This is a genomic window from Nocardia aurea, from assembly GCF_003123685.1.
GTDB lineage: Bacteria > Actinomycetota > Actinomycetes > Mycobacteriales > Mycobacteriaceae > Nocardia > Nocardia aurea.
Window position 1 is genome coordinate 13,723 of the sequence record NZ_QCYJ01000102.1, and the last position, 23,275, is coordinate 36,997.

General features: G+C 68.4%; 22 protein-coding genes. 10 read left to right on the top strand and 12 right to left on the bottom strand.

Translation table 11 applies throughout. The annotated features are described in order from the left end of the window. Positions 1-55 precede the first annotated feature (55 nt). The gene (locus DAT37_RS20650; RefSeq protein WP_232839892.1) at positions 56-1,081 is read right to left on the bottom strand and encodes an alpha/beta fold hydrolase; all 1,026 of its coding nucleotides are present in this window, start codon (positions 1,079-1,081) and stop codon (positions 56-58) included. 159 nt (positions 1,082-1,240) lie between these two features. Here DAT37_RS20650 and DAT37_RS20655 point away from each other — a divergent pair, with 159 nt between their 5' ends. Further along, on the top strand, positions 1,241-2,383 hold the full coding sequence (locus DAT37_RS20655; protein ID WP_232839893.1) for a hypothetical protein: 1,143 nt from the start codon (positions 1,241-1,243) through the stop codon (positions 2,381-2,383). Between the two features lie 11 nt (positions 2,384-2,394). Here the strand turns inward: DAT37_RS20655 and DAT37_RS20660 are convergent, their stop codons facing one another. Beyond that, positions 2,395-3,210, bottom strand: a complete 816-nt coding sequence (locus DAT37_RS20660) for an SAM-dependent methyltransferase (RefSeq protein WP_232839894.1) — start codon at positions 3,208-3,210, stop codon at positions 2,395-2,397. Positions 3,211-3,332: 122 nt separating this feature from the next. Continuing rightward, complete coding sequence (gene sigJ, locus DAT37_RS20665; RefSeq protein WP_109526463.1) at positions 3,333-4,244, bottom strand: RNA polymerase sigma factor SigJ; 912 nt, start codon at positions 4,242-4,244, stop codon at positions 3,333-3,335. A gap of 135 nt (positions 4,245-4,379) precedes the next feature. On the opposite strand from sigJ, the gene DAT37_RS20670 reads away from it, so the two are divergent. The 3 genes from DAT37_RS20670 to DAT37_RS20680 all read left to right on the top strand — a co-directional run bounded on the left by DAT37_RS20670 (position 4,380) and on the right by DAT37_RS20680 (position 6,417). Further along, entirely contained in the window at positions 4,380-5,006 is a 627-nt protein-coding gene (locus DAT37_RS20670; RefSeq protein WP_109526464.1) for an NADPH-dependent FMN reductase, read from the top strand. Then, complete coding sequence (locus DAT37_RS20675) at positions 4,972-5,439, top strand: YybH family protein (protein ID WP_109526465.1); 468 nt, start codon at positions 4,972-4,974, stop codon at positions 5,437-5,439. Before DAT37_RS20670 ends, DAT37_RS20675 begins: the two co-directional genes overlap by 35 nt. Before the next feature lie 321 nt (positions 5,440-5,760). Next, a complete protein-coding gene (locus DAT37_RS20680; RefSeq protein ID WP_232839895.1) occupies positions 5,761-6,417 on the top strand; it encodes a TetR family transcriptional regulator in 657 nt (218 codons plus the stop codon). Between the two features lie 44 nt (positions 6,418-6,461). On the opposite strand, the gene DAT37_RS20685 is transcribed toward DAT37_RS20680, so the two are convergent. Both DAT37_RS20685 and DAT37_RS20690 read right to left on the bottom strand, forming a co-directional pair. Next, a complete protein-coding gene (locus DAT37_RS20685; RefSeq protein WP_109526466.1) occupies positions 6,462-7,547 on the bottom strand; it encodes a helix-turn-helix domain-containing protein in 1,086 nt (361 codons plus the stop codon). A 10-nt stretch (positions 7,548-7,557) separates the two neighbouring features. After that, positions 7,558-8,682, bottom strand: a complete 1,125-nt coding sequence (locus DAT37_RS20690; RefSeq protein WP_198654372.1) for an esterase/lipase family protein — start codon at positions 8,680-8,682, stop codon at positions 7,558-7,560. Positions 8,683-9,031: 349 nt separating this feature from the next. On the opposite strand from DAT37_RS20690, the gene DAT37_RS20695 reads away from it, so the two are divergent. Continuing rightward, on the top strand, positions 9,032-10,315 hold the full coding sequence (locus DAT37_RS20695; protein WP_109526468.1) for a cation:proton antiporter: 1,284 nt from the start codon (positions 9,032-9,034) through the stop codon (positions 10,313-10,315). Positions 10,316-10,324: 9 nt separating this feature from the next. Here the strand turns inward: DAT37_RS20695 and DAT37_RS20700 are convergent, their stop codons facing one another. From DAT37_RS20700 to DAT37_RS20730, 6 genes are all read right to left on the bottom strand, one after another. After that, positions 10,325-11,560 (bottom strand): vWA domain-containing protein, encoded by a 1,236-nt coding sequence (locus DAT37_RS20700; protein ID WP_109526469.1) that lies wholly within the window; start codon positions 11,558-11,560, stop codon positions 10,325-10,327. Continuing rightward, positions 11,557-12,801, bottom strand: coding sequence for an AAA family ATPase (locus DAT37_RS20705; protein ID WP_109526470.1), 1,245 nt, complete (start codon positions 12,799-12,801; stop codon positions 11,557-11,559). Before DAT37_RS20705 ends, DAT37_RS20700 begins: the two co-directional genes overlap by 4 nt. 115 nt (positions 12,802-12,916) lie before the next feature. Beyond that, complete coding sequence (locus DAT37_RS20710; RefSeq protein WP_109526555.1) at positions 12,917-14,287, bottom strand: hypothetical protein; 1,371 nt, start codon at positions 14,285-14,287, stop codon at positions 12,917-12,919. A gap of 697 nt (positions 14,288-14,984) precedes the next feature. Then, on the bottom strand, positions 14,985-15,758 hold the full coding sequence (locus tag DAT37_RS20720) for an SDR family NAD(P)-dependent oxidoreductase (RefSeq protein WP_109526556.1): 774 nt from the start codon (positions 15,756-15,758) through the stop codon (positions 14,985-14,987). Positions 15,759-15,828: 70 nt separating this feature from the next. Then, complete coding sequence (locus DAT37_RS20725; RefSeq protein ID WP_109526471.1) at positions 15,829-16,326, bottom strand: nuclear transport factor 2 family protein; 498 nt, start codon at positions 16,324-16,326, stop codon at positions 15,829-15,831. A 19-nt stretch (positions 16,327-16,345) separates the two neighbouring features. Next, positions 16,346-17,395 (bottom strand): zinc-binding dehydrogenase, encoded by a 1,050-nt coding sequence (locus DAT37_RS20730; protein WP_109526472.1) that lies wholly within the window; start codon positions 17,393-17,395, stop codon positions 16,346-16,348. 169 nt (positions 17,396-17,564) lie between these two features. Here DAT37_RS20730 and DAT37_RS20735 point away from each other — a divergent pair, with 169 nt between their 5' ends. Together DAT37_RS20735 and DAT37_RS20740 are read left to right on the top strand one after the other, a co-directional pair. Continuing rightward, a complete protein-coding gene (locus tag DAT37_RS20735) occupies positions 17,565-18,155 on the top strand; it encodes a TetR/AcrR family transcriptional regulator (RefSeq protein ID WP_109526473.1) in 591 nt (196 codons plus the stop codon). Positions 18,156-18,311: 156 nt separating this feature from the next. Then, positions 18,312-19,091 (top strand): SDR family NAD(P)-dependent oxidoreductase, encoded by a 780-nt coding sequence (locus DAT37_RS20740; RefSeq protein ID WP_109526474.1) that lies wholly within the window; start codon positions 18,312-18,314, stop codon positions 19,089-19,091. 64 nt (positions 19,092-19,155) lie between these two features. Here DAT37_RS20740 and DAT37_RS20745 read toward each other — a convergent pair whose 3' ends face one another. Then, positions 19,156-20,067 (bottom strand): LysR family transcriptional regulator, encoded by a 912-nt coding sequence (locus DAT37_RS20745; RefSeq protein ID WP_109526475.1) that lies wholly within the window; start codon positions 20,065-20,067, stop codon positions 19,156-19,158. A 110-nt stretch (positions 20,068-20,177) separates the two neighbouring features. Between DAT37_RS20745 and DAT37_RS20750 the strand changes: the two genes are divergently transcribed. From DAT37_RS20750 to DAT37_RS20760, 3 genes are all read left to right on the top strand, one after another. Beyond that, positions 20,178-21,032 carry a TIGR03620 family F420-dependent LLM class oxidoreductase gene (locus tag DAT37_RS20750; RefSeq protein ID WP_109526476.1) on the top strand — a complete coding sequence of 285 codons (855 nt, stop codon included), beginning with the start codon at positions 20,178-20,180 and terminating at the stop codon, positions 21,030-21,032. Beyond that, on the top strand, positions 21,029-21,856 hold the full coding sequence (locus DAT37_RS20755) for an HAD family hydrolase (protein ID WP_109526477.1): 828 nt from the start codon (positions 21,029-21,031) through the stop codon (positions 21,854-21,856). The genes DAT37_RS20750 and DAT37_RS20755 overlap by 4 nt, the downstream gene beginning before the upstream one ends. A gap of 442 nt (positions 21,857-22,298) precedes the next feature. Further along, a complete protein-coding gene (locus tag DAT37_RS20760) occupies positions 22,299-23,147 on the top strand; it encodes an alpha/beta hydrolase (RefSeq protein WP_109526478.1) in 849 nt (282 codons plus the stop codon). The last annotated feature ends 128 nt before the right edge of the window (positions 23,148-23,275 follow it).

Sequence of the window (23,275 nt, forward strand, 5' to 3'; positions counted from 1 at the left end):
CGCGCGTGCGATAGCCACTCGATTGCCGGAGCTGCGCAGATCCGGATATCGGGGATCATCGGGCGACGACGGTCCGCATCCAGTCGAGGACGGCGTCCTGATAGGCGACGGTATTGCGCGCGAGATTGACCGAGTGGCCCGCGCCGGGAAGGACGAAGGCACGCAATTGCGCGGCGGGGGCGAAGTATTGCGCCTCGGCGGCGAGCAGGGTGGCGCTGTCGCGGCACACCGCGAACTCGGGTCCGCACGACAACCGGTCCAGGCTGCCGTCGACCAACAGGACCGGTGCGTCGATCAACGAGGACATCCCAGGCAGGGTGGAGGTGAGTCCGTCGGGGTACTCGGTGAGCGAGAAGGTCTCCTTGGTCGACTCGTCGAGGGCCAGTACCTGCGGATCCACGTTCCCCGTACCGTGGAAATTGCGTTCGCGAGTGCCGGGACGGGTCACCAGATAGCCGGAATCGAGTCCGCCCGAGGCGAAGTCGGGATCCTCGACGGCCGGATGGTAAGTACCGATCACGCCGAGTACCTCGGGGACGTTGAGCGCGTGCGAGTAGCCGGTGAGCAGGACGCCGTCGACGTCGCGGTAGGCGGTGGCCTCCATGACCGATGTGCCCGAACTCAGCGAGTGACCGGCGGTGACGACCGTGGCGAACGGCGCCGCCCCGGCGACGCCGTGCCGTAGCGCCTGCACGATGCCGTGCAGCGCCTCGGCGGTGGCGGAGGCGGTCAACGACGCACTGGGCGGTCTGCTGCTCGCGCCGTTGCCGAGTCGATCGGCCACCAGGGTCGCGTATCCCGCCGCGTTCATGGCCCGGCGGAAGTTGTAGGTCTCCGGGGCGTAGGGGAAGTCCCAGTAGGTGTGGTTGTAGTTGGAACCGGCCATGAGCACCATCACGGTCTCGGTGGGCCGATCCGGCAGGCACAGGGTGGCGGCCAGGACACCTTGGGGCACAGGGAAACTCACCTCCTGACACCGAGCCTGCGGCGCGGTCGGTTCGGCGGCGACCCCGCCGGGGCAGACGAGGCACAGCAGCAGCGCAGCAGCGCAGGCGGCCAGGTTTCGGACCGAGGTTCGCACGCGGGGGCTCCCTTGGGTGGCGGCGATGTGCGCCGACCTGTCGGCCGACCATCGGTGAGGCAGGTTATAGCGATGCGCCCGCGACACGCAAGACAGCGAAACCTCGGCGAATCCTGATGGACCCCGGCCGGTTTCACAGCTATCGCGCGGTAAAAGATTGTGAGAAGCTCCAACACGGTGCCGGTCGGTATGGCGAAACTCCGCCGACCTGGGCACGGCTACGAGGATGTTCCTGGAAGGTTGCGGTTCACGATGCAGGAGATGGGCGCACGGGCGGTGCATCTCGTCGGCAGTTATCCGGCCGAGAGTACCGAGGAGGCGATGCTGGCCGTGCTCGACGGCGCCGGTTCGCGCCTGCTGACGCTCCCGACCGGTGAGACGAGCCGCTACGAGTTCTATATCCAGCCGATCATCGAGGGGTTGGCGGCGCAGGGGGTGCTGGAGGTCAAGCGCGCCGGATCGTGGGAGTCCAGCCGGGAGCGCACCGTGTACCAGGTGCCGCGCGGCACCGAATTAACCGGCGACGCCATGGAACTCGGATATCGCGCCGAGGCGCAGGAGGCGCTGCCGATCTACCGGCGGCTGCGTGCCGAGCGCGATCTCACCGGCCTGCCGTTGCAGATCGGCATGCCGACCGATTTCACGCTGGCCTTCATCGCGATGGGCATCGCCGGAATCCGTTCGCACCGTGCCGCTTTCCGGGAGGCGGCGGCCCGCGACATCGCGGCGATTCGCGAGTCGGCGGGCGAGGAGGTGATCGTGCAGTTGGAGGCCACCGCCGAGATGGTGTTGACCGCGAAAGCCGCACCGCTGCACAAAGGATTGGACTCGGCCCTCGGCATCGGGAAAGGTATCGCCGCGGCGGCCGCGGCCGCGCCCGCGGGCACCCGCTTCGGTGTGCACCTATGCGTCGGCAGTATGAACAACCGGTCCCGCGTCACCCTGCGGGACGCGCGGCCACTGGTCGAACTCGCCAATTCCGTGGCACGCCGATGGCCTTCGGACCGACCGCTCGAATACATACACGGGCCGTTCGCCGCCGGGGATGTCCCGCCGTCCACCGATCCTCGGTTCTACGCGCCGTTGGCCGAACTGGACCTGCCGTCCGGTACCCGGTTCATCGCCGGGTTCGTGCACGAAAGTCCCTCCCTGGAAGAACAATCCACGACGCTGCGGATGATCGAGCAGGCACTGGGCAGGCGACTGGACGGCATCGCGAGCGCCTGCGGCCTCGGTCGGCGGCCGCGGGCGATCGCCGACGCGATGGTGGCCCGCGCCGCCGCCCTGGCCGACGTGACGTGACGTCCGGCGGATCAGGACTTGCGGCCGATTCCGCCCAGCAGAACCAGATTGGTGCCAGGCAGGTCCTCGTCGAGCCAATCCTGCACGGGGACCACACCGGGCCCGAGCGTTTCGAAACCGTCCAACAGCCGCGTCACCTCTTCTTCGGTGCGGTAGCGCGGCTGCGAGGAACTGCCCGCGGTGCTGTCGGAGGATCGCTCGATGAAATCCTTGTGCGTGTCGTCGCTTCCGTGCGTGAAGGCCAGATAGCTGCCCGGTGCCAGTTCGTCGCGCAACCGCGCGATGATTCCCGCCGGATCCTCGTCGTCCATGACGTAGTGCAGGACACCGACGATCAGGATCGCGACCGGTCGGTCGAAATCTATGAGTTGTTCCGAACGCAGTCGCTCGATGATGAGGTCCGGCTGCCGGATGTCGCCCAACATCGATGTGACACCGGGCGAACTGACCAGCAACGCGTTGGCGTGCACGTGGACGACCGGGTCGTAGTCGACGGCCACCACGCGCGCGTCGGGTTCGATCGCTTGGGCCACCTCGTGCACATTGGGCGAGATCGGGATCCCCGCACCGATGTCGACGAATTGACATACGCCCGCTCGTGCGGCCATCTCCACCGCGTGCAGCAGGAAACGGCGACTGAACCAGGCGGTGGTCCTGGTATCGGGTGCGACCGCGAGCATCTGGTGGGCCAGTAACTGGTCGACCGCGTAGTTGTCCTTACCACCCAGCAGGTAGTTGTAGACGCGCGCCGCGTTCGGCCGGTTGGGATCCGCGCCCTCGGGCACGCGTGCGGCCTCCGCGGCCCTGTCCTCGATATCCCCGCTCACGGCCGCAACCCTACTGTGTTCGGATCGAATGCACCTCCGGGCCGACCGGATGATCGGCCGACTGTTCCGATCCGGATCAGCTTCACCGCCGCGAGCGCGCGCCGATTCGGCTCGAGGGCGGACTACTCCCCCGGCGGAGTCGTGGTTTCCCCCGTCCATGGCCGCAGTTTCTCCGGATTCCGGATCACCCAGATATGGGTGATCCGGCCATCGGCGATGTCGAAGGCGTAGACCGAGACGACGGTGTCGCCGAGCTGCGCCACCAGGCCGGGTTGGCCGTTCACCGTGCGCTCCAGCAGGGTCACCGCGGGGCCCCTGGTGGCGATTTCCATCCAGAGGCGGGCGATCTGTTCGTCACCGTGGACCGGGTCGCGGAATGCGAGCGCTATGCCGCCGCTGTCGGCGGTCGCGGTCGCCCGTGGATCGAGCAGCCCGATAAGAGCCTCGATATCCTTTGTCTCCCATGCTCGTTTGAAATCCCGGACCACCTCGGCGCGCTCGGCGCCCGACGGTCCCCGCGAAGTGTCGATGCGGCGTCGGGCGCTGGAGGCGAGTTGTCGGCAGGCCGCCGGGGTGCGCCCGACGATCTCGGCGACCTCGGCGAAGGAGTAGCGGAACACGTCGTGCAGGACGAACGCCACCCGCTCGGCCGGGGTCATGGAATCCAGCACGACGAGGAAGGCCATGCCGATCGACTCGTCGAGGGTGACACGGTCGACCGGATCGACGCAAACCCGACCGTCGAGCCATTCGGACCGGCCGGGTATCGGTTCCGGAATCCATTCGCCCACATAACGTTCTCGCCTGGCGCGCGCCGATCCGAGCAGATCCAGGCAGATGCGGCCCGCGACCGTCGTCAACCACGCGCCCGGCGCCGCGACCTGCTCGCGCTGCGCGGGTGAGAGCGCGTACCAGCGCGCGTAGCTCTCCTGCACCACGTCCTCGGCCTCGGCCAGGGAACCGAGCAGCCGGTAGGCGAGATTGATCAGCTGACGGCGTTCACCGATCACCTCGGGCTGGTGCGAATCGGTCATGATGTCGGCTCCTTCGGTCGACGCGGGTTCATCGATTCGACGAAACAGGGACCCGGATTGTGAGGCGGCCTGACATTCCGCACGGCTGTGTCGTCGGAAGGTCGTGACACCCTCAGCAGAACAGGAGTTCCTGATATGACCGGAATCGGCATAATCCTCGGCAGCACGCGGCCCCACCGCAAGGGGCCGCAGGTCGCCCGGTGGGTCCTGGACATCGCGTCGCGGCGTGACGACGCCGACTTCGAACTGATCGACCTGTGCGAGCACCCGCTGCCGCATCTGGCCGAGTCCGTGCCGCCGATGTTCGGCCCCTCCGTCCACTCGCACACCCGTGCCTGGGCCGAGCGGGTCGCCCCGTTCGACGGATTCGTGATCGTGACTCCCGAGTACAACCAGTCGGCCCCCTCGGTGCTGAAGAACGCCATCGACCACGTGTACGCGGAGTGGGCCGACAAGGCGGTCGGATTCGTCTCCTACGGCGTGCACGGAGGCGTCTGCGCGGCGTCGCAGCTACGGCAGCTCTGCGGCACCTTGGGCATGGCCGCCGTCGGTCCCCAGGCGGCGATTTCGCTGCACACCGATTTCGAGAACCACACCGATTTCACACCGGGCGACCGTCCCACCGCCGCCCTGGACAAGATGCTGGATCAGGTCGTCGCGTGGAGTTCCGCACTCGCTCCGCTGCGCCGACCCGCCACCGACACCATCGATGCGGAAGGAACCGATCATGACGACGCCGAACGAATTCCGGCCACGCGCTGAACGTGACGCGGTGGACGAGGTCGAGATCCGCGAGCGGATAGCCGAGGCCGTCGAAGCACTGCGGGCCAAGGATCTCGGGGCCCTCGAGCGGCTGTACACGACCGATGTCGTGTCCTTCGATGTCGAACCGCCGCTCCAGCATGTCGGGATAGCGGCCAAACTCCGGAACTGGGCGACGGTGTTCCAGGCCTTCGAGAGCGTCGACTACGAAGTGCGCGACCTGACATTCGCCGTCGGCGACGATGTGGCGTTCGGACATGCTTTCGCTCGCCTGAGCGGCACACTGAAGAACGGGGCGGCGACGAACGGCATGTGGGTCCGGGTCACGTACGGCTTCCGCAAGATCGACGGCCTCTGGTTGATCGCGCACGACCAGGTGTCGGTGCCGTTCGACCTCGCGACCGGTCGAGGCGTGGTCGACCTCGAGCCCTGAGCGCGTCTCGACCCCTCCGGTCGACCGACGGCATACACGTTGCCGCCGCGCATGCCATCACGGCGGCAACGTGTCCGGGGAAGGGTGGCAGCTTCCCAGGTCGGCTGTGGCACATGCCACCTCCGAGATCGGTTGCCCGACAGGTGAATACCGCGTCGCCCGCACCACCTGCGAATCGGCTTCGCGGCGGGTTCACCACGAGCTGAGCGATCGCTCAGCTCGAGATGGGTGATGTATAGCACCTATCACGAGAACTTGGCAAGGGGTTCGCGGACCGAGCGACATCGGTGCTGCTCCGGGCGCCGCGGGTAGCCTGAAGGCGTGAACCGGAACGAGGTTCTGAGTGAGCGGATAATCGCCGTGGTGCTCGAACTGCTGGAGTCCGAGGGACACGAAGCGGTCCAGCTCCGGGAAGTGGCGCGGCGCGCTCACGTCTCGCTGTCGACGGTCTACAAACACTTCCGCACCCGCGACGAGTTGATCATCACCGCGCTGGGACGCTGGATGGCGGACAACTGTTTCGCGGCGGTCGAGTTGCCGCGCGCAGACGTGACCCTGCACGACGGACTCGTACGCCTGCTGTCCTATGTCTTCGAGCCGTGGGAGCGCAACCCCAGGATGTTGCAGGCCTACGCCCACGTGCGCCGCAGTCCCGGCGGTGCGGCATTGGACGCCCGCAGCGTCGACGCGTTGTTACCCGCGGCCTCGGCGCTGTTGGGGGGCGCGGATCCGCGCTACGCGACCGATATCGGCCTGATCCTTGCCAATATGTCCTTCGCGATGGTCGTGCGGTGCGCCGACGAGGATCTCGATGCCGCCGATATCCTGCCGATCCTCGAACGTGCGGTCGACCGATTGACCGGTGACAACGCGACACCGGCGGCCGCCGCGCGCTCCGGCGAACGCCGGTCCCACTCGGTCCGCAACCCCTACGCCGCACCGTTCCGCGGCAATCTCATGCCACGACCACCGCGATAGTGGACCCGACCACCGTCGCCGTGAGCCGCGTCGGTCGCGGTTACTCAGTCGTCCGGCCCCGGTTCATCGGGGTGCGTGTAGCCGCGCGCCACCAGTGCCGCCCGCAACCACCACAGCGACGTGGGACGAGACGAGTCGAGTCCCACGAGCACACCGATCCGTTTGAGCCGGTGGTCGACGGTGTTCTGGTGGATGTGCAGTGCTCGTGCGGTGAGCCTGCGGTTGAGGTCGTTGCGCACGTGCACGCGCAGGGTGCGCAGCAGTTCGGGGTGCGCGCCGAGCGGGTCCAGGACGGCGGTCAGACGGTCTCGGCCGGGTCCCGGTCTGGTCAGCTGATATTCGAGCGCGAGATCATCGAATCGGTAGAGCCCGGGCTGCCCGTGGAGTCTGCGCGCGACGTCGAGCACTTCGTGCGCGATGTCGGCTGCCGCCGGAATCCGGTCGGCGGTCGTGCCGACGGCGGCCACGGTGAGCGACGTCCCGGCGAGGAGTTCGCGGACCTCGGGCTCGAACGCACCGGGGACCAGGAGCGTGCCGCCGAACCCGCTGAGCAACGCGGGCACCAGCTGCCCGGAACGGCGCGACAGCGCATCCCGGAAATCCGCCGCCGAGCCCTCGTTCGCCGGGTCGGCCGATACCGCGAGCACGGTGTAGCCCTCGGCGATCGGCACACCGTATTCGCGGGCGACCTTGGCACCGCGCCTTCCCGCGAGCAGCGCGGCCGCGACGGCGTGCTGCTCGGCGCGGTCCGCGCACGGCGTGATCTCCCGGTAGGCGGCCGACACCGTCGCGGTCACGGCGTGCAGCGCGTCCATGAGACGACCGATCTCGCCGTGGCCCGGGGAGTACGGGGCCGAACCGTCCATGTGCAGGCGGAAGCCTTCGCGCACCATCCCGTGCACGGTCTCGATCGGCACTCCGACCACCGCCCACCGGACCGCGGCCCGGTGGATGCGCGACATGCCGGTCGCTGGACGCGGCCCGTCGCGGGACACCAGGTCCAGGCATCCCGCGACGACGCCCCGTATCTCCTCGCGCAGGAGATTTCCCCGTCCGCCGTGCCGGGGAATCGTCGCGAGCAACTGCCCCACGATGTGCTCGGTCTGCGCGCACAGTCGGGTCGCGCTCATTCCCGCGGACTCACAGTCCGCCGCCCCCGCCGATCAGCCACGGGTTGAACGTGCAGACCAGTGGTTTCGCGCCCGCAGGGTCCAGCGCGGCGAGGGTGATACTCGCGACGCGCGGCGAGTACATGAGCGTGAGGTGATCGGACAGATCCTGGTCGCAGCCGTCCTGCAACGTGATGTTGTGGACGGTCGCTCCGGCTCCGGCGCGCAGGAACGTCCAGTCGTAGGGATTGGTGACCTCGTCGTAGCGGGACCCGACCGCGGTGTATTCCACGCCCGGCACCGTGTCGCCGTCGGCGTTGAGCGCGGCGTAGAAGGGCGAGCCGACAGCCTGCTGGATATTCGACAGCCCGACGATCGGTTCGTAGAACCCGAGGATGTTCACCCCGAGATTGTTGATGGCCCGGCCGAGCGAGGCGATCCCCATCAGGGATGTGCCGTGGTGGGTGGCGCCGAAGGTCACCAGCGCGGCGACCTTGTCCGCGCCACCGTCGAATTTCAGGTAGCGGTTGGCGACCGTGCCGCCCTGCGAGTGCCCCACGATGTCGACCTTGTCCGCGCCGGTGGCCGCGCGCACCCGATCCACGAATTGCGCGACCTGGCGCGCGGATTCCTCCATCGGGCCGACCCCGTAACGTCCGGGCAGCACCGCGCCGAGCCCGCCGCCCTCCAACAGCCCGGACCGGCCGAAATTCAGCGCGAACACGCAGTATCCGGCGCCTGTCAGCCGCGGCGACAGGTAGGAGAAGGTGTCATAGGCATTGAGCCAGGTGCCGTGCAGCAGCACGACAGGACGCGGATGCTCGGCGGTGGGGCGGCAGTCCCACTTGTTCGCGCCCGGCGGAGCGACATCGGGGTGCAGGAGTCCGTAGGCGAAGGCCGCCAGCGGAGCGGTCATCTCGGGACCTTCACCGACCGCCGCCGCCGCGCTGCTCCGGCCCCAGGGAGACCCGCTACCGGTGTCGACGATCGGCTCGGGCCTGCGACCGTCCGCCGCCGGTTCGAGTCCGGCGGACACCATGTCGGCGAAGGTATCGAGTTCGGCCTCCGAAACCGGTGCCGCGCCCGCCGATCCGCCGAGCCCCTGCGCGAGAGCTACCCCCGCGACGACTGTGGCGCACGCGACGATGCGGCGCATGCGTTGCCTCTTTGCAAACATCTTCGGTATTCCCATCGGTTCGTCACCGCGGCCACACGGAATACGTATGGCACAGAACACAACACAGATCGGAATGTGATACGCGACGCTGCGCCGTGGCGGTATCCAAAGTCTGGTCCCGACAGCGCGTGCCGTCACTGCACGGGCGGACGAAGTACCCGGCCCGACCTTGTGGCCGAGGACAAGGCATCCGATGCCGATGTTCAGCCGAGCCGCTCGGCCGATCCGACGGCGGATGCCGGTGTGAGTTTCGGACGGCGACGGCCGGGTAGATCTCGATTTTCTACTCCGAGCGACAGGTGACATGCGCGGTGGCGCAGCAACAACGATGACCGACCTCGATATCGAACGCGTGTACCTGGCAGCCGGAATCGCCCTGCTCGCGGCAGCGATGCTTCCCCGTCTCTTCAAGGATCGAGCGATCACCGCTCCGATGCTCATGCTGGGAGTGGGGGCCCTCGGCGGACTCGTGATCGGGCCGACAGGCTTGCGCGCGGTATCGCCGCTGTCCCATCCCGCCGTGATCGGACACCTCGCCGAGCTGTGCGTGATCGTGGCCCTCATGGGTGTCGGGCTCGCCATCGACCGCCCCTTGAACTGGCGCACCTGGGGTTCGACGTGGCGTCTGCTGCTGATCGCGATGCCCCTGTCCATCGCGGCCGTCGCGGTCTTCGGGTGGTGGGCCGCGGCGCTGACACCCGCCGCCGCCGCACTCCTCGCCGCCGTGCTTGCGCCGACGGACCCGGTGCTGGCCTCGGATGTCCAGGTCGAGGGACCCACGCCCGGCGGTCCGGGCTCGGCCGAGGAGGACGACGAGGTCCGTTTCGCGCTCACCTCCGAGGCGGGACTCAACGATGCCCTGGCCTTCCCGTTCGTCTATCTGGCGATCTTCCTGGCGACCGAGGGATCGGCGCGGACCTGGCTCGCCGGCTGGCTCGCCGGGGAACTCGTCGCCAAGATCGCCATCGGCGCCTTCGTCGGGAGCATCGTCGGCGACCTGCTCGGGCGTGGCATGTTCCGGTTCCCCGTCAAAGACGCGCGACTGGCCGACCGTGGCGAACCGATCGTCGCCTTGGCGGCGGTGTTCGCGGTCTACGGACTCACCGAACTCGTCGGGGGTTACGGATTCCTCGCCGTGTTCGCCTGCGCTCTCGCGATTCGACGAATCGAGCGTGACAGCGGATACCACGAGCAGATGCACGGTCTGGTCGAACAATTGGAGCACGTCCTCACGCTCGTCGTGCTGCTGTTGCTCGGCGCGGCACTCACGACGGGCCTGCTGGCGGCGTTGACCTGGCAGGGAGCCGCACTCGGCGTACTGCTGGTCTTCGTGTTCCGGCCTGTCGCCGCGTGGCTGTCACTTCAGCGATGCCGCGAGATGGATCGCAACGAACGTGCCGTGACGGCCTTCTTCGGTGTGCGCGGTATCGGTTCGCTCTACTACGCGTCCTACGGCCTGACCCGGACAGACCTGGGATCCCAGGCCGAAACGATCTGGGCGATAGCGGCTTTCACGATCGTGCTGTCCGTGATCGTCCACGGCGCGAGTGCGGGCGCGGTGATGAGGTATCTCGAAGACGCCCGCGAGGGTAAGCAGCCGACACCGCCGTGAACGCGGTGCCTAGCCGATGTCGACGACTCGCGCCCAGTCCGGTGGGCTGTCCGGGATGTAGTCGGGATCGTTCTCGCTCCCGGTGAAGGCTCGGCGGAACAGGCCGACGACGGTGCGGCAACTCGGCTTGGTCTCGGGCCAGGGTGTCTGGCCGTCGGTGAGGACCACGACGACATCCGGGCGGTTCGCGGCGCGAAGGGCTTCGGCGAAACCCGTGCGCAGGTCGGTGCCGCCGCCGCCGATCAGCGGTATGCCCTCGGCCGCGCACAGCGGGTGCGCGATTCGGGCGGCCGCGTCGCACGACAGCACCGTGACCTGACCGCGGCCGAGGCCCACGACGCGACAGATGGCGGTCACCTCGAGCAGGGCGCTGCCCAGTTCGACGTCGCTGACCGAACCGGAAGTATCGATGATCACGCTGACACGAGGTGGGGTGCGCCGCAGGCTCGGCAGGACGGCGCCGGGCACACCGGCCGAACGACGCGAGGGTCTGCGATAGGTGTAGTCCTCGCCGACTCCGGGGGCCGAGAAGGCACCGCGCAGTGCCGCGCCGAGCAGATCGCGCCACGGCTGCGGTGGATGGAACGCTTCCCGCGCCCAGCGCTGCCAACCGTCGGGCACGCTACCCGGGCGGCCGATGATGCCCTGCGCCACCCGGAAGCGCACGCCGTCGCGTTCCTGTTCGCTGAGTCCGTCGGCGCCGAGCGGCCCGAGTTCCCACTCGCGGTCCAGACCGTCCGCGCCGCTGCCGCAGTCGAGCCACGCCATGCCGGGTGTGTAGGTGCCGAACCGGAATTCCGTCAGGTACTCCTCCATGAGTTTGCCCGCGGGCAAGTCGATATCGGAGGGCAGGATCGCACCCCGCGGCCGGACCAGACCGTCACCGAAGATGTCGTCGTTGATCTCGAAGTCCGCGGCGATGTTCATGCGCAGTCGCTCCCCCGGGCCGCTGAGTTCGTGCTCGCGGGCGAAACGATCGCCGCGGCCGTGATGGTCGCGCAGCAGGTGCGACACCTCGTGCACCAGGACACCGGCCAATTCCTCGACGGGCAGGCGGTCCACGAAGGCGGGTGAGACGTAACAGCGCCAGTGCCGGTCCACGCTCATGGTCGGGACTCGATGAGATTCGACGACGCGCAGAGCGAACAGTGCGGTCGCCAGGTAGGGCCGGACTCGGACGGCATAGAGCCGAGCGGCGAAGAGCTTCTCCAGATCCAGTGCCCGATCAACGGTCCGAGCGGTCATCGGCCCGCCCGCACGAGATCGGCGGCGCGCTCGGCGCGCTGCGACACCGACACCACCCCGGCGAGTTTCTCGATCGACGCGGGCACCTGCCACTCGCCTCGGCGCAACGTGGCGAGCGTGGTCGCGGGAACGACCACCAGGTCCGGGGCCCCGGTATCGCACGCCCTGACCAGCAGTGCCCACGCCGCGTCCCAGCGGGATCGCTCCGGGCGCTTGCGTACCGCGGCGACCACACCGTCGAGCACGGCCTGGCGCAGATCTCCGCGCTCGGGCAGCTGCGCGTTCGCCGGATCGGCCAACAGCGTCTCGGGGTCGGGGAGGTCCATCCGGTCCAGGCTGGTCAGCAGTTCGAAACCCGGGCCGTCACCGACCGCGCCGCGAACCAACACCGACAGCACATCCTTCGAGGATCCCGCCGCGGTGGCGAACGCGATGAGCCGCAGTGTCATCTCCCAGCTTCGCGGCGATGCCCACGCACCGCCGCGGCGCGCTTCGCTGCTCGGCATCTGATGCACGAGTTTCGGGCGCGCCGCGAGCAGTACGCAGACCGCGCGACGCGCGAACGCCACTGCCTCCGTGAGCTTTTCCGGGTCGAGTCGCGGCATCGTCGCGCGCGGCCAGATACCGCCGAGACCACGAACGACCACGTCGTGATCGTGTACCCATTGCAGGTGCACGAACCGATTGGCCAACGGAGCGCTCAACTCCCAGCCGTCGGCCGCCGACGAACGCGGATTGGCCGCCGCCACGATGCGGACCCCCGGCGGCAGTGTCAGCGAACCGATCCGCCGCTCCAGCACCAGCCGCAGCAGCGCGGCCTGCACGGCGGGCGGCGCGGTGGACAGCTCGTCGAGGAACAGCAGCCCCCGGCCGGTCCGGACCAATCGCACCGCCCAGTCCGGTGGCGCCATCGGAACGCCGTGCTCCGACGGATTGTCACCGACGATCGGCAGCCCGGAGAAGTCCGATGGCTCGTGCACGCTCGCGATCACCGTGGTCAGCGGAAGATCCAGGGTTTCGGCGAGCTGCGTCAGTGCCGCGGTCTTGCCGATTCCCGGTTCACCCCACAGCAGCACCGGCAGGTCGGCGGCCACCGCCAGGGTGAGGGCCTCGAGTTGGATATCTGTCCGCGGCTCGGTGGCGGACTCGCCGAGCAGTGTCAGCAGATCGGCAGCGATATCGAGTTGGGAATCGTGACCGGTCGAGGGGTGGGCAGCGGAGCCCGTGACAGCGGTAGTCATAGGAATCACCTTGTGTCGTAGCAGGATCGATGGGTTCGACGGTCGCGCCGTCGTGGTGTGTCGAGCGGGCGTGGCGCGGTGATCCGCGCCCGCCGGGGTGTGCGCTGCGGCGAGGTCAGTCGCGCGTCGCGTGACGTGGATGCGCGCGGCGAGCCCGCGGACGGCGGGCGCCGGGGTACTCGGGGGTGAGCTGGGGTTCGGACAGGCCGGACCGGTAGAGCCCGTGGGTGATTCGTTGTTCCGCGGCGGCTGTGAGCAGGTCCCGGAGTGCGCCCTCGCGCAGGATCGCTTCGGGACCGAGTAGACCCTCGACGACGCGGAGTGCGCCCGCGACGTCGCCGTGTGCGAGACGTTCACCGACGCCCTCGAGGCAATCCGGTCGGCGATGGGCCCGATCGATGGCTTGCAGGCACGGCACCGGTGTGCCGGTCAGGGCCGCCAGGAGTTCCTCGCGCCGGATCTCGTCCGGATCGTGGTCCAGCGCGGACAGCACACCGTCGACCAGGCCGATTCGATGTTGCCTGCCACCGCATTCCACCGAGTGCGTTCGCTCCGCCCGGATCGAGGCCGGGACCTGTTCGCTCGGCGAACAGCCCGGGGCCAGTGCCGCGGCTACCAACGGATGCAGTCGATCGGGCGAGATCGCCTCGGCGCGTAGCAGTTCCAGGTCCGGCGGTCGCCAGGTCGCGGCGTAGGGCAGGACCGGCAGCGCGGACACGGCTCCGGCCGGATAGGCCGTCGCGATCCGCACGCTTGTCGGTCCGAGTTCGGCGATGATCCGGTGTCCGGCGGCCGACCTGACCAGGAACGTATTGCCCGCTCGCCCTTCGTCATCGAGCAGGATTCGCGCTTCGGCGCCCCATCGCTCGACCGCGTAGCCGTGCTCCGGCGGCGCGATCTCCAGGAGGGTCGGGTCCGGTTCCACCCGGTCGACGTCCGGTTCGGCTCCGCACCGTATCCGCAGTTCATCGGACCGTCGCGCGTCCCAGAGGTGACGGTGCAGGTCCATCCGAAATCGCCGGTCCGGCCGGGGATGTGGATGTGGATGTGGGCCGAGCTTGCTTCCTGAGCCGTCCCAGAGCGCGAGGCCGACCCGCTGTCCGGCCTCCGCCCACGCGGGGGCGGTGCGGACCACCAGATGCAGGTCACCGGCTCCGCCGCGCGGATAGCGAGCGAGCGTGATCGTCGATCCCGGCCGGAGCAATCCGGCGGGAGCGATCCTCGGTAGGTGCCAGCGTAGAAGGTCCGGGGCCAGATACCGGAGGTCGGACCGGATCTCGGTCGCCAGCGCACGGCCGTGAATCCTTGCCGTAGCGCGCATGTCGAATTCGACATCGAAACCGGCGGCCGCGCAGGCCCCGGCCCAGTCCCCGACGCGACGCCGAGCGGTGGCGTTCTCGATCATGGAGGGTGGCACGGCGAACTCACGCACGCGCGACCAGAAGGAAAGGCGGGAATCGTCCTCATTCGTCTTCGTAGTGAGCATCAGCACTCACCTTGGACGAATGGGACCCCCAATCTGCGATCAGAAGAATTCATCATCGCGTCGATCATAGAGCATGTCGGGGATCCGTGCCGATCGGTGGCCGGAATTCCCTCGTGCCGAATCGATTCAACTTGTGCGCCAACGTTTGTCGCTCACAGCAGAAGTTGGTCCATGGTGATGGGCAGCGACCGGATCCGGCGACCTGTCGCATGGAACACGGCGTTGCCGATGGCGGCGGCACCCCGACCGATCCGACCTCGCCGACGCCCTTGGTTCCGGTCGCGGTGACCCGGTGAGCCCCGATCCCCCCGCCTGCGGCGCACACGGCATGTCGGAGTCGCCGAGGTCGAACCGCACCTGTCGATGTCGAGTCCTAGAAGTTCGGCGGCCAACTGGTCATGACCGTATAGGTGCCGGTCCCGATATCGGTCGCGGCGCTGCGCACGTAGGCCGAGCCGTCACCCCGAACCGAGGCCTGGCCTGGCACGGAACCTGATAGAAGAGGTAGGAGACACCGGCCACGCCGTAGCCGACGAGCCAGCGTCCCTCACGGGTCGACCCCGGATCCCGGGTGCGCCGCGACCAGCCGAATCGTGGCCACCGACGAGAGGCCGTGGTGTTCCGGTGCGACGGGTTTCGAGGCGGGCGCCAGGTATCTGCTCTCGAGGGGCTATCGATGAGCACGGCGGCCCGCTGATCAGTGTCGGGGCGTACTCATGGCCAGCACAGCGGAGCGTCGATCGAGCGAACCGAACGGCGATCCCCCGGTGGGGTTTTCGCTGCCGTGGATCCAGGTCGGTCCGTCGGCGAGGTGCTCGAGGGCTTGTTCGGCGACGTCGTGCGGGTCGGCGAGGACGCGGTCGCCGATATCGAGGGTGCGTCGCAGTGAAGGTGTGTCGGTGGCGCCGAGTACCAGGCCGAGGACGTGGACGCCGCGTTCGCGCCATTCGGCCCAGAGTCCCTCGGCGAGTATGAGATCGAAGGCCTTGCTGGCACCGTAGGAGGCCAGGTTGCGCCCACCGGCCCAGGCCGCTCCGGAGGTGACCAGGACCAGTGCGCCGCGGCCTCGCGTCACCATCGGGCCCCCGAACCGATAGGCGGCTTCCAGCACGCTGACACAGTTGCGGTGGACGAGCGCGCGGTGTTCGTCGAGGGTGCGGTCGAGGAATTCGACGGTGCGGCTGTCACTTCCGGCGTTGTAGACGAATATCCCGATATCGAGGTCGGCGGTGGCGTGCTCGAGTTCGCCGATCGCCTCTTCGGTGCTCAGGTCCAGCGACAGTGTCCTCGTCCGCACGCCGTAATCCTTCTCCAGGGCGGTGGCGCAGTCCTCGAGGACCGGGGCGCGGCGGGCGACCAGCACGATGTTCATACCGCGGGCGGCGAGTCCCCGGGCGAAGGCGGCGCCGACGCCGTCGGACCCTCCGGCGATCACCGCCCAGGAACCGTAGGTTGCGGGGAAATCGGTCATGGACGAGTCCTTCTTCCTGCGCGGCGAGAATTCGCGGTATGGCAAGGGCAGCGGTGTTTTTCGTGGAGCATCACGAGTCGGTGGGCGCGAGCATGTCGCGAGGGCCGTCGGAACCGTCGAGGTTGGCGTTGACACGTTCACTGATTCGCCAGCCCTCCGGGGTACGAACCCAGGTCCAGGTATTGGCCGAGACACGCGCGACCCAGAATCGGCCGGTCTCCGCGTCGAAGCGGATGTTGAGCGCGTAGCTTCGCCCGGTGGCACGGTCACCGGCTATCTCGACGTGCGGCACGGTCAGCACGTGCCCGCATCCGTCGTGGATCAGGCTCTGATGCCCGGCGCCGTGCACCATCGCCTCGATATCTTCCCTGCCGCGCATCATCCTTTGCGGCACGGCGGCGAACAGTCCGTCCTCGGTCCACAGGTCGGCGGCTGCCGCACCGGAGCCGCTGTCGACGGCGGGGCCGTACTGCGCGACGAGTTGGGTGATCTCCCGGTGATCCTCCAGTCGCCGCACCCGTTCGGTCAGCGCGGTGACCGCGGCCCGCAATTCCTCGATCTCGCTCATAGATCTTCTCCTCGATGGTTCAGGGGACGACGACGATGCGGGCGGGCCCGTTCGCGTCGCGGGCGTCGTTCAGCGCGGTGGGAACTTCGTCGAGCCCGACGGTGCGGCCGAGCATCGGGGTGACGTCGAGCCGCCCGGAGCACACCGCTTCGAACGCGTCGTCCCAGTGCGCGGGCAAGGGCCCACCGCCGAATTGGATATTGAGACCTTTGCGTTTCGCGGTCAGGGTGTTCAGGTGTTCCCCGCCGGGCGGTCCCCCCATCGAATAGATCCGGGTGCCGCGCGGGCAGCCACCGATGATGCCGTCGAGAACACCGGGGGCACCGACACATTCGAACACCACGCAGCCGGGTCCCCCGACGGCGATCAGTCCGGCGACCGAGTCCGACGACGCGGCGACGTCGTTCCACGCCTGGAACGGGGTGACCTCGGCGGGGTCGACGAGAATGTGCGCGCCCATGGCGCGTGCTGTCTCACGGCGCGCGGCGACGAAATCCACCGCCACGATCGGAGACACCCCGAGTAGGGCCAGGTGGGCGATCACCGACAGTCCGATCGCGCCGCAGCCGATGATCAACGGCACTTCACGCGAGGTCAACTCGGCGCGCGCGGCCGCGGACCATCCCACCGAGATCGCGTCCGCCACGCACACGATCTCGCTCGGCAGATCCGACAGCACCGGCCGCATCAGCGCCTCGTCGAGCAGCAGCAGTTCCCCGAATCCACCCGGAGAATCCGGATTCTGCCCGATTATCCTGCGCCCGTGGGAGGTTCGAAGTATCGGTAGTGAGCTGACCCGGGACCCGACGGCGATGCGCCGGTCGGTCCCGGGGCCGTAGCCGACAACCTCCGCGCAGTATTCGTGACCCATCACGATATCGACGTCCTGGGCATAGGTCGACATACCGCTGTCGTCGTAGGCCCCGGCTTCCGGGTGATCCATGAAATGCAGGTCCGAGGCACAGATACCGCAGGCCAACGACCGAACCAGCACCTGCCCCGGGCCGGGCACCGGATCATCGACCACCCGTGTCCGCACCTGCCCGCCGCGCAATACCGCCGCACGCATATCGCACTCCTTCCGACCACGCCACGATGCGGGTCCAGGATCCGACCATAACCACACGCTCGGCGATAAAGAAAGAGTGTCTCCTATAATTTATAGGAGATAGTCGACTGTAATACCTGATTTGAACTGGGTAAATAGCCCGATATCGCGGCGAGTTACGATAGGTGCCATGGCGAATCTGCAACAGGTCGGCCGACCACGCGACACCACGATCGATACGAAAGCGCTAGCGGCGGCACGTGCGCTGCTCGTGGAACGCGGCTTCGACGCGACCACACTGCAAGCGATCGCCGAACGCGCGGGAGTACACGCGTCCGCGCTCTACCGCCGCTGGCCCTCCCGCATCCAACTGATCGAGGACGCCGCCTTCCCCACCGCCCGGCCGGTGGACGTCACACCGACCGGCGATCTGCGGGTGGACCTGCGCCGCTTCGTCCGCGCCTACATCGCCGCGTTCGGCGAACCGGCGGCGCGGGTCGCTGCCGCCGGTCTGCTCGCCCACCACCGGACATCGGACAATCCGGGCGCTCCCTCGGTCTACCTGCGCGTATCGGCCCGCCCGCAATTCCGCGCGATCCTGGCGGCCGCCCCGCCGGGCAGCGTCGACCCCACCGTCGACCCCGACGACGTCTTCGACATGCTCCTCGGCGCCATCTGGACCCGCGTCATGCTCTTCGCTGTCACCACCCGCCGCCGCCCCATCGAACGCACCGTCGACATGGTCCTGCGCATGGTGCGCCCATACCCGTCTACCGCCTGAGCCGCGGTGTGCCCGGATGCTGGACGCCCGCGCGCGTCTATCACCCTCGTCGAGGTGGCTGTGACAGGGTGACGAACATCGGCAAAAGCGCTTCCCGCACGACGGCTACCGACTGCGTCGCCTCCCGTTGCCCGCCATTCGATCGAGGAGAACCCCATGGGATCGCAACTACACGGACGCACCGCCGTGGTCACCGGAGCGAGTCGCGGCATCGGGCTGGCCATCGTGATGGCACTCGCCGATGAGGGCGCCCGCGTGATCGCCGGGGCACGTACCTTCGGCCACGAACTCGATGACCTCGTCGCCGACGGCCGCGTCCGCCGCGTCGCGACCGACCTGACCGCCGCCTCGGCACCCGACGAATTGGTCGCCGCGGCCGACGATCAGGTCGATGTGCTGGTCAACAACCTCGGCGGCGCACCCGCACGCACCGAAGGATTCCTCGCGGTGACCGACCACCAGTGGCAGACGACCCTGGAACTCAATCTCCTGACCGCCGTCCGAACCACCCGCGCGGTACTGCCCTCGATGCTGCGCGACAACGGCGGCAACATCATCAACATCAGCTCCGTCAACGCCGCCCTCCCCGAACCGCTCGTCGTCGACTACAGCGCCGCCAAAGCGGGACTCTCGGCATTCACCAAAGCGATCTCCAAGGAATTCGGACACAGGGGCATCCGGGCGAACACCATCAGTCCCGGCCCCGTCGCCACCGACCTGTGGCTGGGCACGGACGGGGTCGCGGCGACCGTGAGCCGGACCGCGGGAAACACACCGGAAGACGTCGCCGCGTCCGCCGCGTCGGCGACCGACACCGGACGCTTCTCCACCCCCGACGAGATCGCGGCCCTGGTCCTGATGCTGGCGAACGACCGCGGCGGCAACATCACCGGCGCCGACTTCCGCATCGACGGGGGCTACATCCCCACCTGGTGACCGGCGCGGAGCACCCCCTACTCGACTCGAAAGACGTTGTCCCGTAACGGGTCTCCCCGCCCGATCACCGACTTTCCGACACGGTGTCCAACGACCTCGTACTCGGCGGAGTCGTGTCCCCGCCGAAGGCAGGGGCGGCGCAGACAGCGGCGTGACCGGGACCGTCGGCCGCAACGACGACACTGCCGATGATCGTGACGGGCGGGTCCAGCGGTATCGCGCGCACACGGGGGGAAGCGAATTCCTCGACCTGCCCCGCCGGGAGCAGGGTCCAACTGTGCGGGGTGGTTCCGAGTTCCACGATCGTGGCGCGAGTCGACTCCGCGGGCCGTCCGAGCTCGGGCCGCACCCCGGCCGCCGCCAGTGCGGCGGTGACCGCGTCGTGCAGCGGACGGTCGCGGTCACGGGCGGGCATCCGCAACACTCCGTCCGCCAGTTCGGCGAGGCCGACGGTGGCGCGCTCGGCGCAGTGGTGATGCCGGGACATCACCGCCAACAGCGGTTCGGTCCAGCTCGGGAGCGCGGTGAGTCCCGGCGCCGAGAACTCGCCCAGTACCAGCGCGACATCGAGTTCGCCGCGGAGAAGGGCGTCGAGGCGGGCGGAGAAGGGCAGGTCGACCAGTACGACATCGAAAGGGATTCCGTTCGCTCCCAATGCGTCGATGCCACGCTCCGCGCGGGCGGACAACCCCGCCGCGGTGCCTATGCGCAGGGTGACGGCGGGCGTGCCCGACACGACGCGGAGCCGTTCGGCGGCGGCGAGGACGTCTCGTGCGGCGTCGAGCACGCGACTACCGGTCGCTGTGAGCGTCACGTTGCGCGGTGAGCGGTCGAGCAGGCGGACGCCGAGTTCCCGTTCCAGCCGGGCGATCTGCTGGCTGACCGCGGGCTGTGCGATGTGCAGACGTTCGGCCGCCCTGCCGAAGTGCAATTCCTCGGCGACGGCGACGAAGTACCGCAACGCCCGCAATTCCATCACATCTCCCGGTGTCGAAAACTTCCTGCCCTGCAACGATAACGTCGCCTTATCGCTGTGCGTGAGCTTCGGATCTGGTTCGCCGCGAGTCGCCGTGGTGAAGTCGCCGCATGAGTATCGAACCAGGCATGCTCGGCGCCCACCTGCGCGAGCACGAGGTAACACCGGGACGCGCCGCGCGGGTCGAGGAAGCCGGGTACGGCACCCTCTGGCTCGACGGCTCACCGCCCGCCGATCTCGCACTGGCCGAACGCCTCCTCGAGGCGACCACCCGGATGGTCGTCGCGACGAGCGTGGTCAACGCGTGGACCGCCGACGCCGACGAGGTCGCCGCTTCGTACCACCGGATCACCGACAGATACCCCGACCGGTTCCTGCTCGGCGTCGGCATCGGCCACCGCGAGGTCCACGTCGAATACGCCTCCCCCTACGCCACGCTCGTGTCCTATCTCGACGAACTCACCACCGCCGGAGTGCCTTCCGAGCACATCGTGCTCGCGGCGCTCGGTCCCAGGATGTTGCGGCTGGCCCGGGACCGCACCGCCGGAACCGTCCCGTGTCTGGTGACGCCCGAGCACACTCGCGGCGCCAGAACACTTCTCGGCCCGGACCCCCTGCTGATGCCCGGCCACTTCGCGATCCTCGATACCGACACCGAACGCGCGCGCACCCTCGCACGTTCGGGCCCACCCGGGACCGCGCTCCAGGTCGTCAACTACGCCAACAACCTACGGCGCCTCGGATTCACCGACGCCGACCTCGTGGGCACCGGCAGCGACGCCGTCATCGACGCGCTCGCCATACACGGCGATCCCGCCACCACCGCCGCGGGTTTGATCGCCCACCTGGACGCCGGCGCGAACCACGTCGGCGTCTACCCCCTCGGCAACGACCCCATCGGCACCTTGCGCACGATCGCCGCCGCGGTGTTCGAGGGTCGACCCGGACGGCCCGAGTACCGTTGACACGCAACATCTTCGCTGCGGGCAGGCCGATGATGGTCGCACTCGACATCGACGGCACCCTGCACGCCGCGCGCGACACCGACCCCAGGGCGCACGAGACGATCAGTGTCGCCGTGCGGGCGGCGGTGCGAGCCGTCGTCACCTCGGGCTCACACGTGGTGCTGTGCACCGGCCGACTGTCCCCGGCAACGCTGCCGTTCCTGCGCGAACTGGATATCGCCTCCGGCTTCGCGGTCTGTTCCAACGGTGCCGTGCTCATCGACGCCGCGACGGGGCAGGTGGTCGAGCAGGTCCGCTTCGACCTGATGACGCCCGTCGCGATACTGCGCGAACGACTGCCGGGTGCCATCTTCGTCTCCGAGAACCCCGGCGTCGGGGTGAGAGCCACCGATCGGGTCGACGACGCCGATATGCACCACGGCACCATCGAACTGGTCGACATCGACGAACTCGCCGCCGCACCGACCACCCGGCTGGCCGTGCACTGGCCCGGACACAGCGGCACAGCATTGGCCGCGACTCTCGCCGAGATCGACCTCCCCGGAATTCGATGCTGCTGCTATCCGGACGAATCGCTGGCCGATCTGACCGCCGCGGGTGTGAGCAAGGCCGCCATGCTGGAGAAACTCCGCGTCGCACTGGGGGTGAGTACGACGCAGACCCTGGCAATCGGCGACGGCGTCAACGACCTGGAGATGCTGTCGTGGGCGGCGCACGGCATCGCCATGGGCAACTCCCCCGCACCCGTACTCGCCGCAGCAGACGAGATCTGCCCGTCCGCCGACGAGGACGGCTCGGCCATCGCACTGTCCCGGTGGTTTTGACGTTTCCGCAAACCCATTTGCCTGAATTGCAATGCCGGGTCAGGGCGAACGCGTCCACATCAGAGCCCGCTACCGCCCCGACATCACCGATCGAACGGATTTCGTACCCGGATCACCGAGATGCCCCCGTCACGCCCGGCCGGCTCGACCACCGGGGACGGGTAGCGACGAGCGGTACATCATCGCAGCTCAGGCGGGTGTGATTATCTCCGTCGACAACCCGGCGGCGACAGTCTTGTGCTCCGCGCCCATGGACTGCCGCGCTCGCCGATGTCACGATTTCGGCGTCCACGATCGCACGGCACCGGCGAGGGCTCGCATCTACGGATCCCTGAGTCGGCACAATTCCCCGTCTCGGAACAGGTGATTTTCCTTTTCGCCGAGTCGCTTTCGCCGGTCGAGGTGTCGAATTCCCGATAACAGTCCACCAGGAGCCGCATCGATGTTCACGTTCACCAGCGCAGACGGCCTCACCATCCATGTGCACACCTGGGCTCCGTCACGACCGCGGGTGCGTGGCGTCGTGCAGATCGCGCACGGCATGGGCGAACACGCCGCCCGGTACGCTCACCTTGCCGAACGGCTCGTCGCGGAGGGGTACGCGGTCTATGCCGCGGATCAACGCGGCCACGGGCACAGCATCGCCGGGACGCCCGGGGACCTCGGACCCGACGGCTGGAATATGTTCGTCGCCGATATGGTCGCCCTGACCAGGATTCTGCGCGATCGGCATCCGGCGGTACCGCTGGTGTTGTTCGCGCACAGTCTCGGCGCCATGGCCGCGCAGCAGTACCTGCTCGAGGAGGCCGAATTGCTCGATGGCGTAGCGCTTTCCGGCGCGACCGCGGTCGACGGGTTGTTCGAGAACATCGCGGCCGCAGGCGGTGATCTGCTCGGCCTGTTCAATGCCCGGTTCCAGCCCACCCGCACCGACGCCGACTGGATCAGCCGCGACGAAGCCCAGGTGGACGCCTATGTCGCCGACCCGTGGTGCGGTTTCGCCATAGACGAGGCGAGTATGGCCACTCTCGCGGCCAACGGCGTCGACGCGCTCGCGAAGCCGACGGCGGTTCCCGCGAACCTGCCCTTCTACATCATGGTCGGCGACAGGGATCCGCTCAACGACGGATTGAGGCTGAGTAATCTTGCCGTGCAACGCTATCGGGACGCCGGTGCCGCCGACATCACCTACCGCGTCTACCCCGGCGCGCGCCACGAACTCCTCAACGAACTCGACCGCGACGAGGTCGAGAGCGATCTGATCGCCTGGATCGAGCGCGTCACGGGCTGAACCGCTCCGGTCGCGCGGGTCACGCTCGGAGTCGCGCCACCGGCAACGGCGGGTCGACACCGTTCGGCGGTGGCGCGGACCGGTATCACCACGAGCCTGTCCCGAGGTGATACCGGGTCCGGATGCCG

Excerpts from the sequence above, each read along its gene's own strand:
- sigJ (WP_109526463.1), bottom strand. The coding sequence starts at position 4,244 with ATGACCGATTCGCACCAGCCCGAGGTGATCGGTGAACGCCGTCAGCTG.
- DAT37_RS20670 (WP_109526464.1), top strand. The coding sequence starts at position 4,380 with ATGACCGGAATCGGCATAATCCTCGGCAGCACGCGGCCCCACCGCAAG.
- DAT37_RS20675 (WP_109526465.1), top strand. The coding sequence starts at position 4,972 with ATGACGACGCCGAACGAATTCCGGCCACGCGCTGAACGTGACGCGGTG.
- DAT37_RS20685 (WP_109526466.1), bottom strand. The coding sequence starts at position 7,547 with ATGAGCGCGACCCGACTGTGCGCGCAGACCGAGCACATCGTGGGGCAG.
- DAT37_RS20690 (WP_198654372.1), bottom strand. The coding sequence starts at position 8,682 with ATGCGCCGCATCGTCGCGTGCGCCACAGTCGTCGCGGGGGTAGCTCTC.
- DAT37_RS20695 (WP_109526468.1), top strand. The coding sequence starts at position 9,032 with ATGACCGACCTCGATATCGAACGCGTGTACCTGGCAGCCGGAATCGCC.
- DAT37_RS20700 (WP_109526469.1), bottom strand. The coding sequence starts at position 11,560 with ATGACCGCTCGGACCGTTGATCGGGCACTGGATCTGGAGAAGCTCTTC.
- DAT37_RS20705 (WP_109526470.1), bottom strand. The coding sequence starts at position 12,801 with ATGACTACCGCTGTCACGGGCTCCGCTGCCCACCCCTCGACCGGTCAC.
- DAT37_RS20710 (WP_109526555.1), bottom strand. The coding sequence starts at position 14,287 with ATGCTCACTACGAAGACGAATGAGGACGATTCCCGCCTTTCCTTCTGG.
- DAT37_RS20720 (WP_109526556.1), bottom strand. The coding sequence starts at position 15,758 with ATGACCGATTTCCCCGCAACCTACGGTTCCTGGGCGGTGATCGCCGGA.
- DAT37_RS20725 (WP_109526471.1), bottom strand. The coding sequence starts at position 16,326 with ATGAGCGAGATCGAGGAATTGCGGGCCGCGGTCACCGCGCTGACCGAA.
- DAT37_RS20730 (WP_109526472.1), bottom strand. The coding sequence starts at position 17,395 with ATGCGTGCGGCGGTATTGCGCGGCGGGCAGGTGCGGACACGGGTGGTC.
- DAT37_RS20735 (WP_109526473.1), top strand. The coding sequence starts at position 17,565 with ATGGCGAATCTGCAACAGGTCGGCCGACCACGCGACACCACGATCGAT.
- DAT37_RS20740 (WP_109526474.1), top strand. The coding sequence starts at position 18,312 with ATGGGATCGCAACTACACGGACGCACCGCCGTGGTCACCGGAGCGAGT.
- DAT37_RS20745 (WP_109526475.1), bottom strand. The coding sequence starts at position 20,067 with ATGGAATTGCGGGCGTTGCGGTACTTCGTCGCCGTCGCCGAGGAATTG.
- DAT37_RS20750 (WP_109526476.1), top strand. The coding sequence starts at position 20,178 with ATGAGTATCGAACCAGGCATGCTCGGCGCCCACCTGCGCGAGCACGAG.
- DAT37_RS20760 (WP_109526478.1), top strand. The coding sequence starts at position 22,299 with ATGTTCACGTTCACCAGCGCAGACGGCCTCACCATCCATGTGCACACC.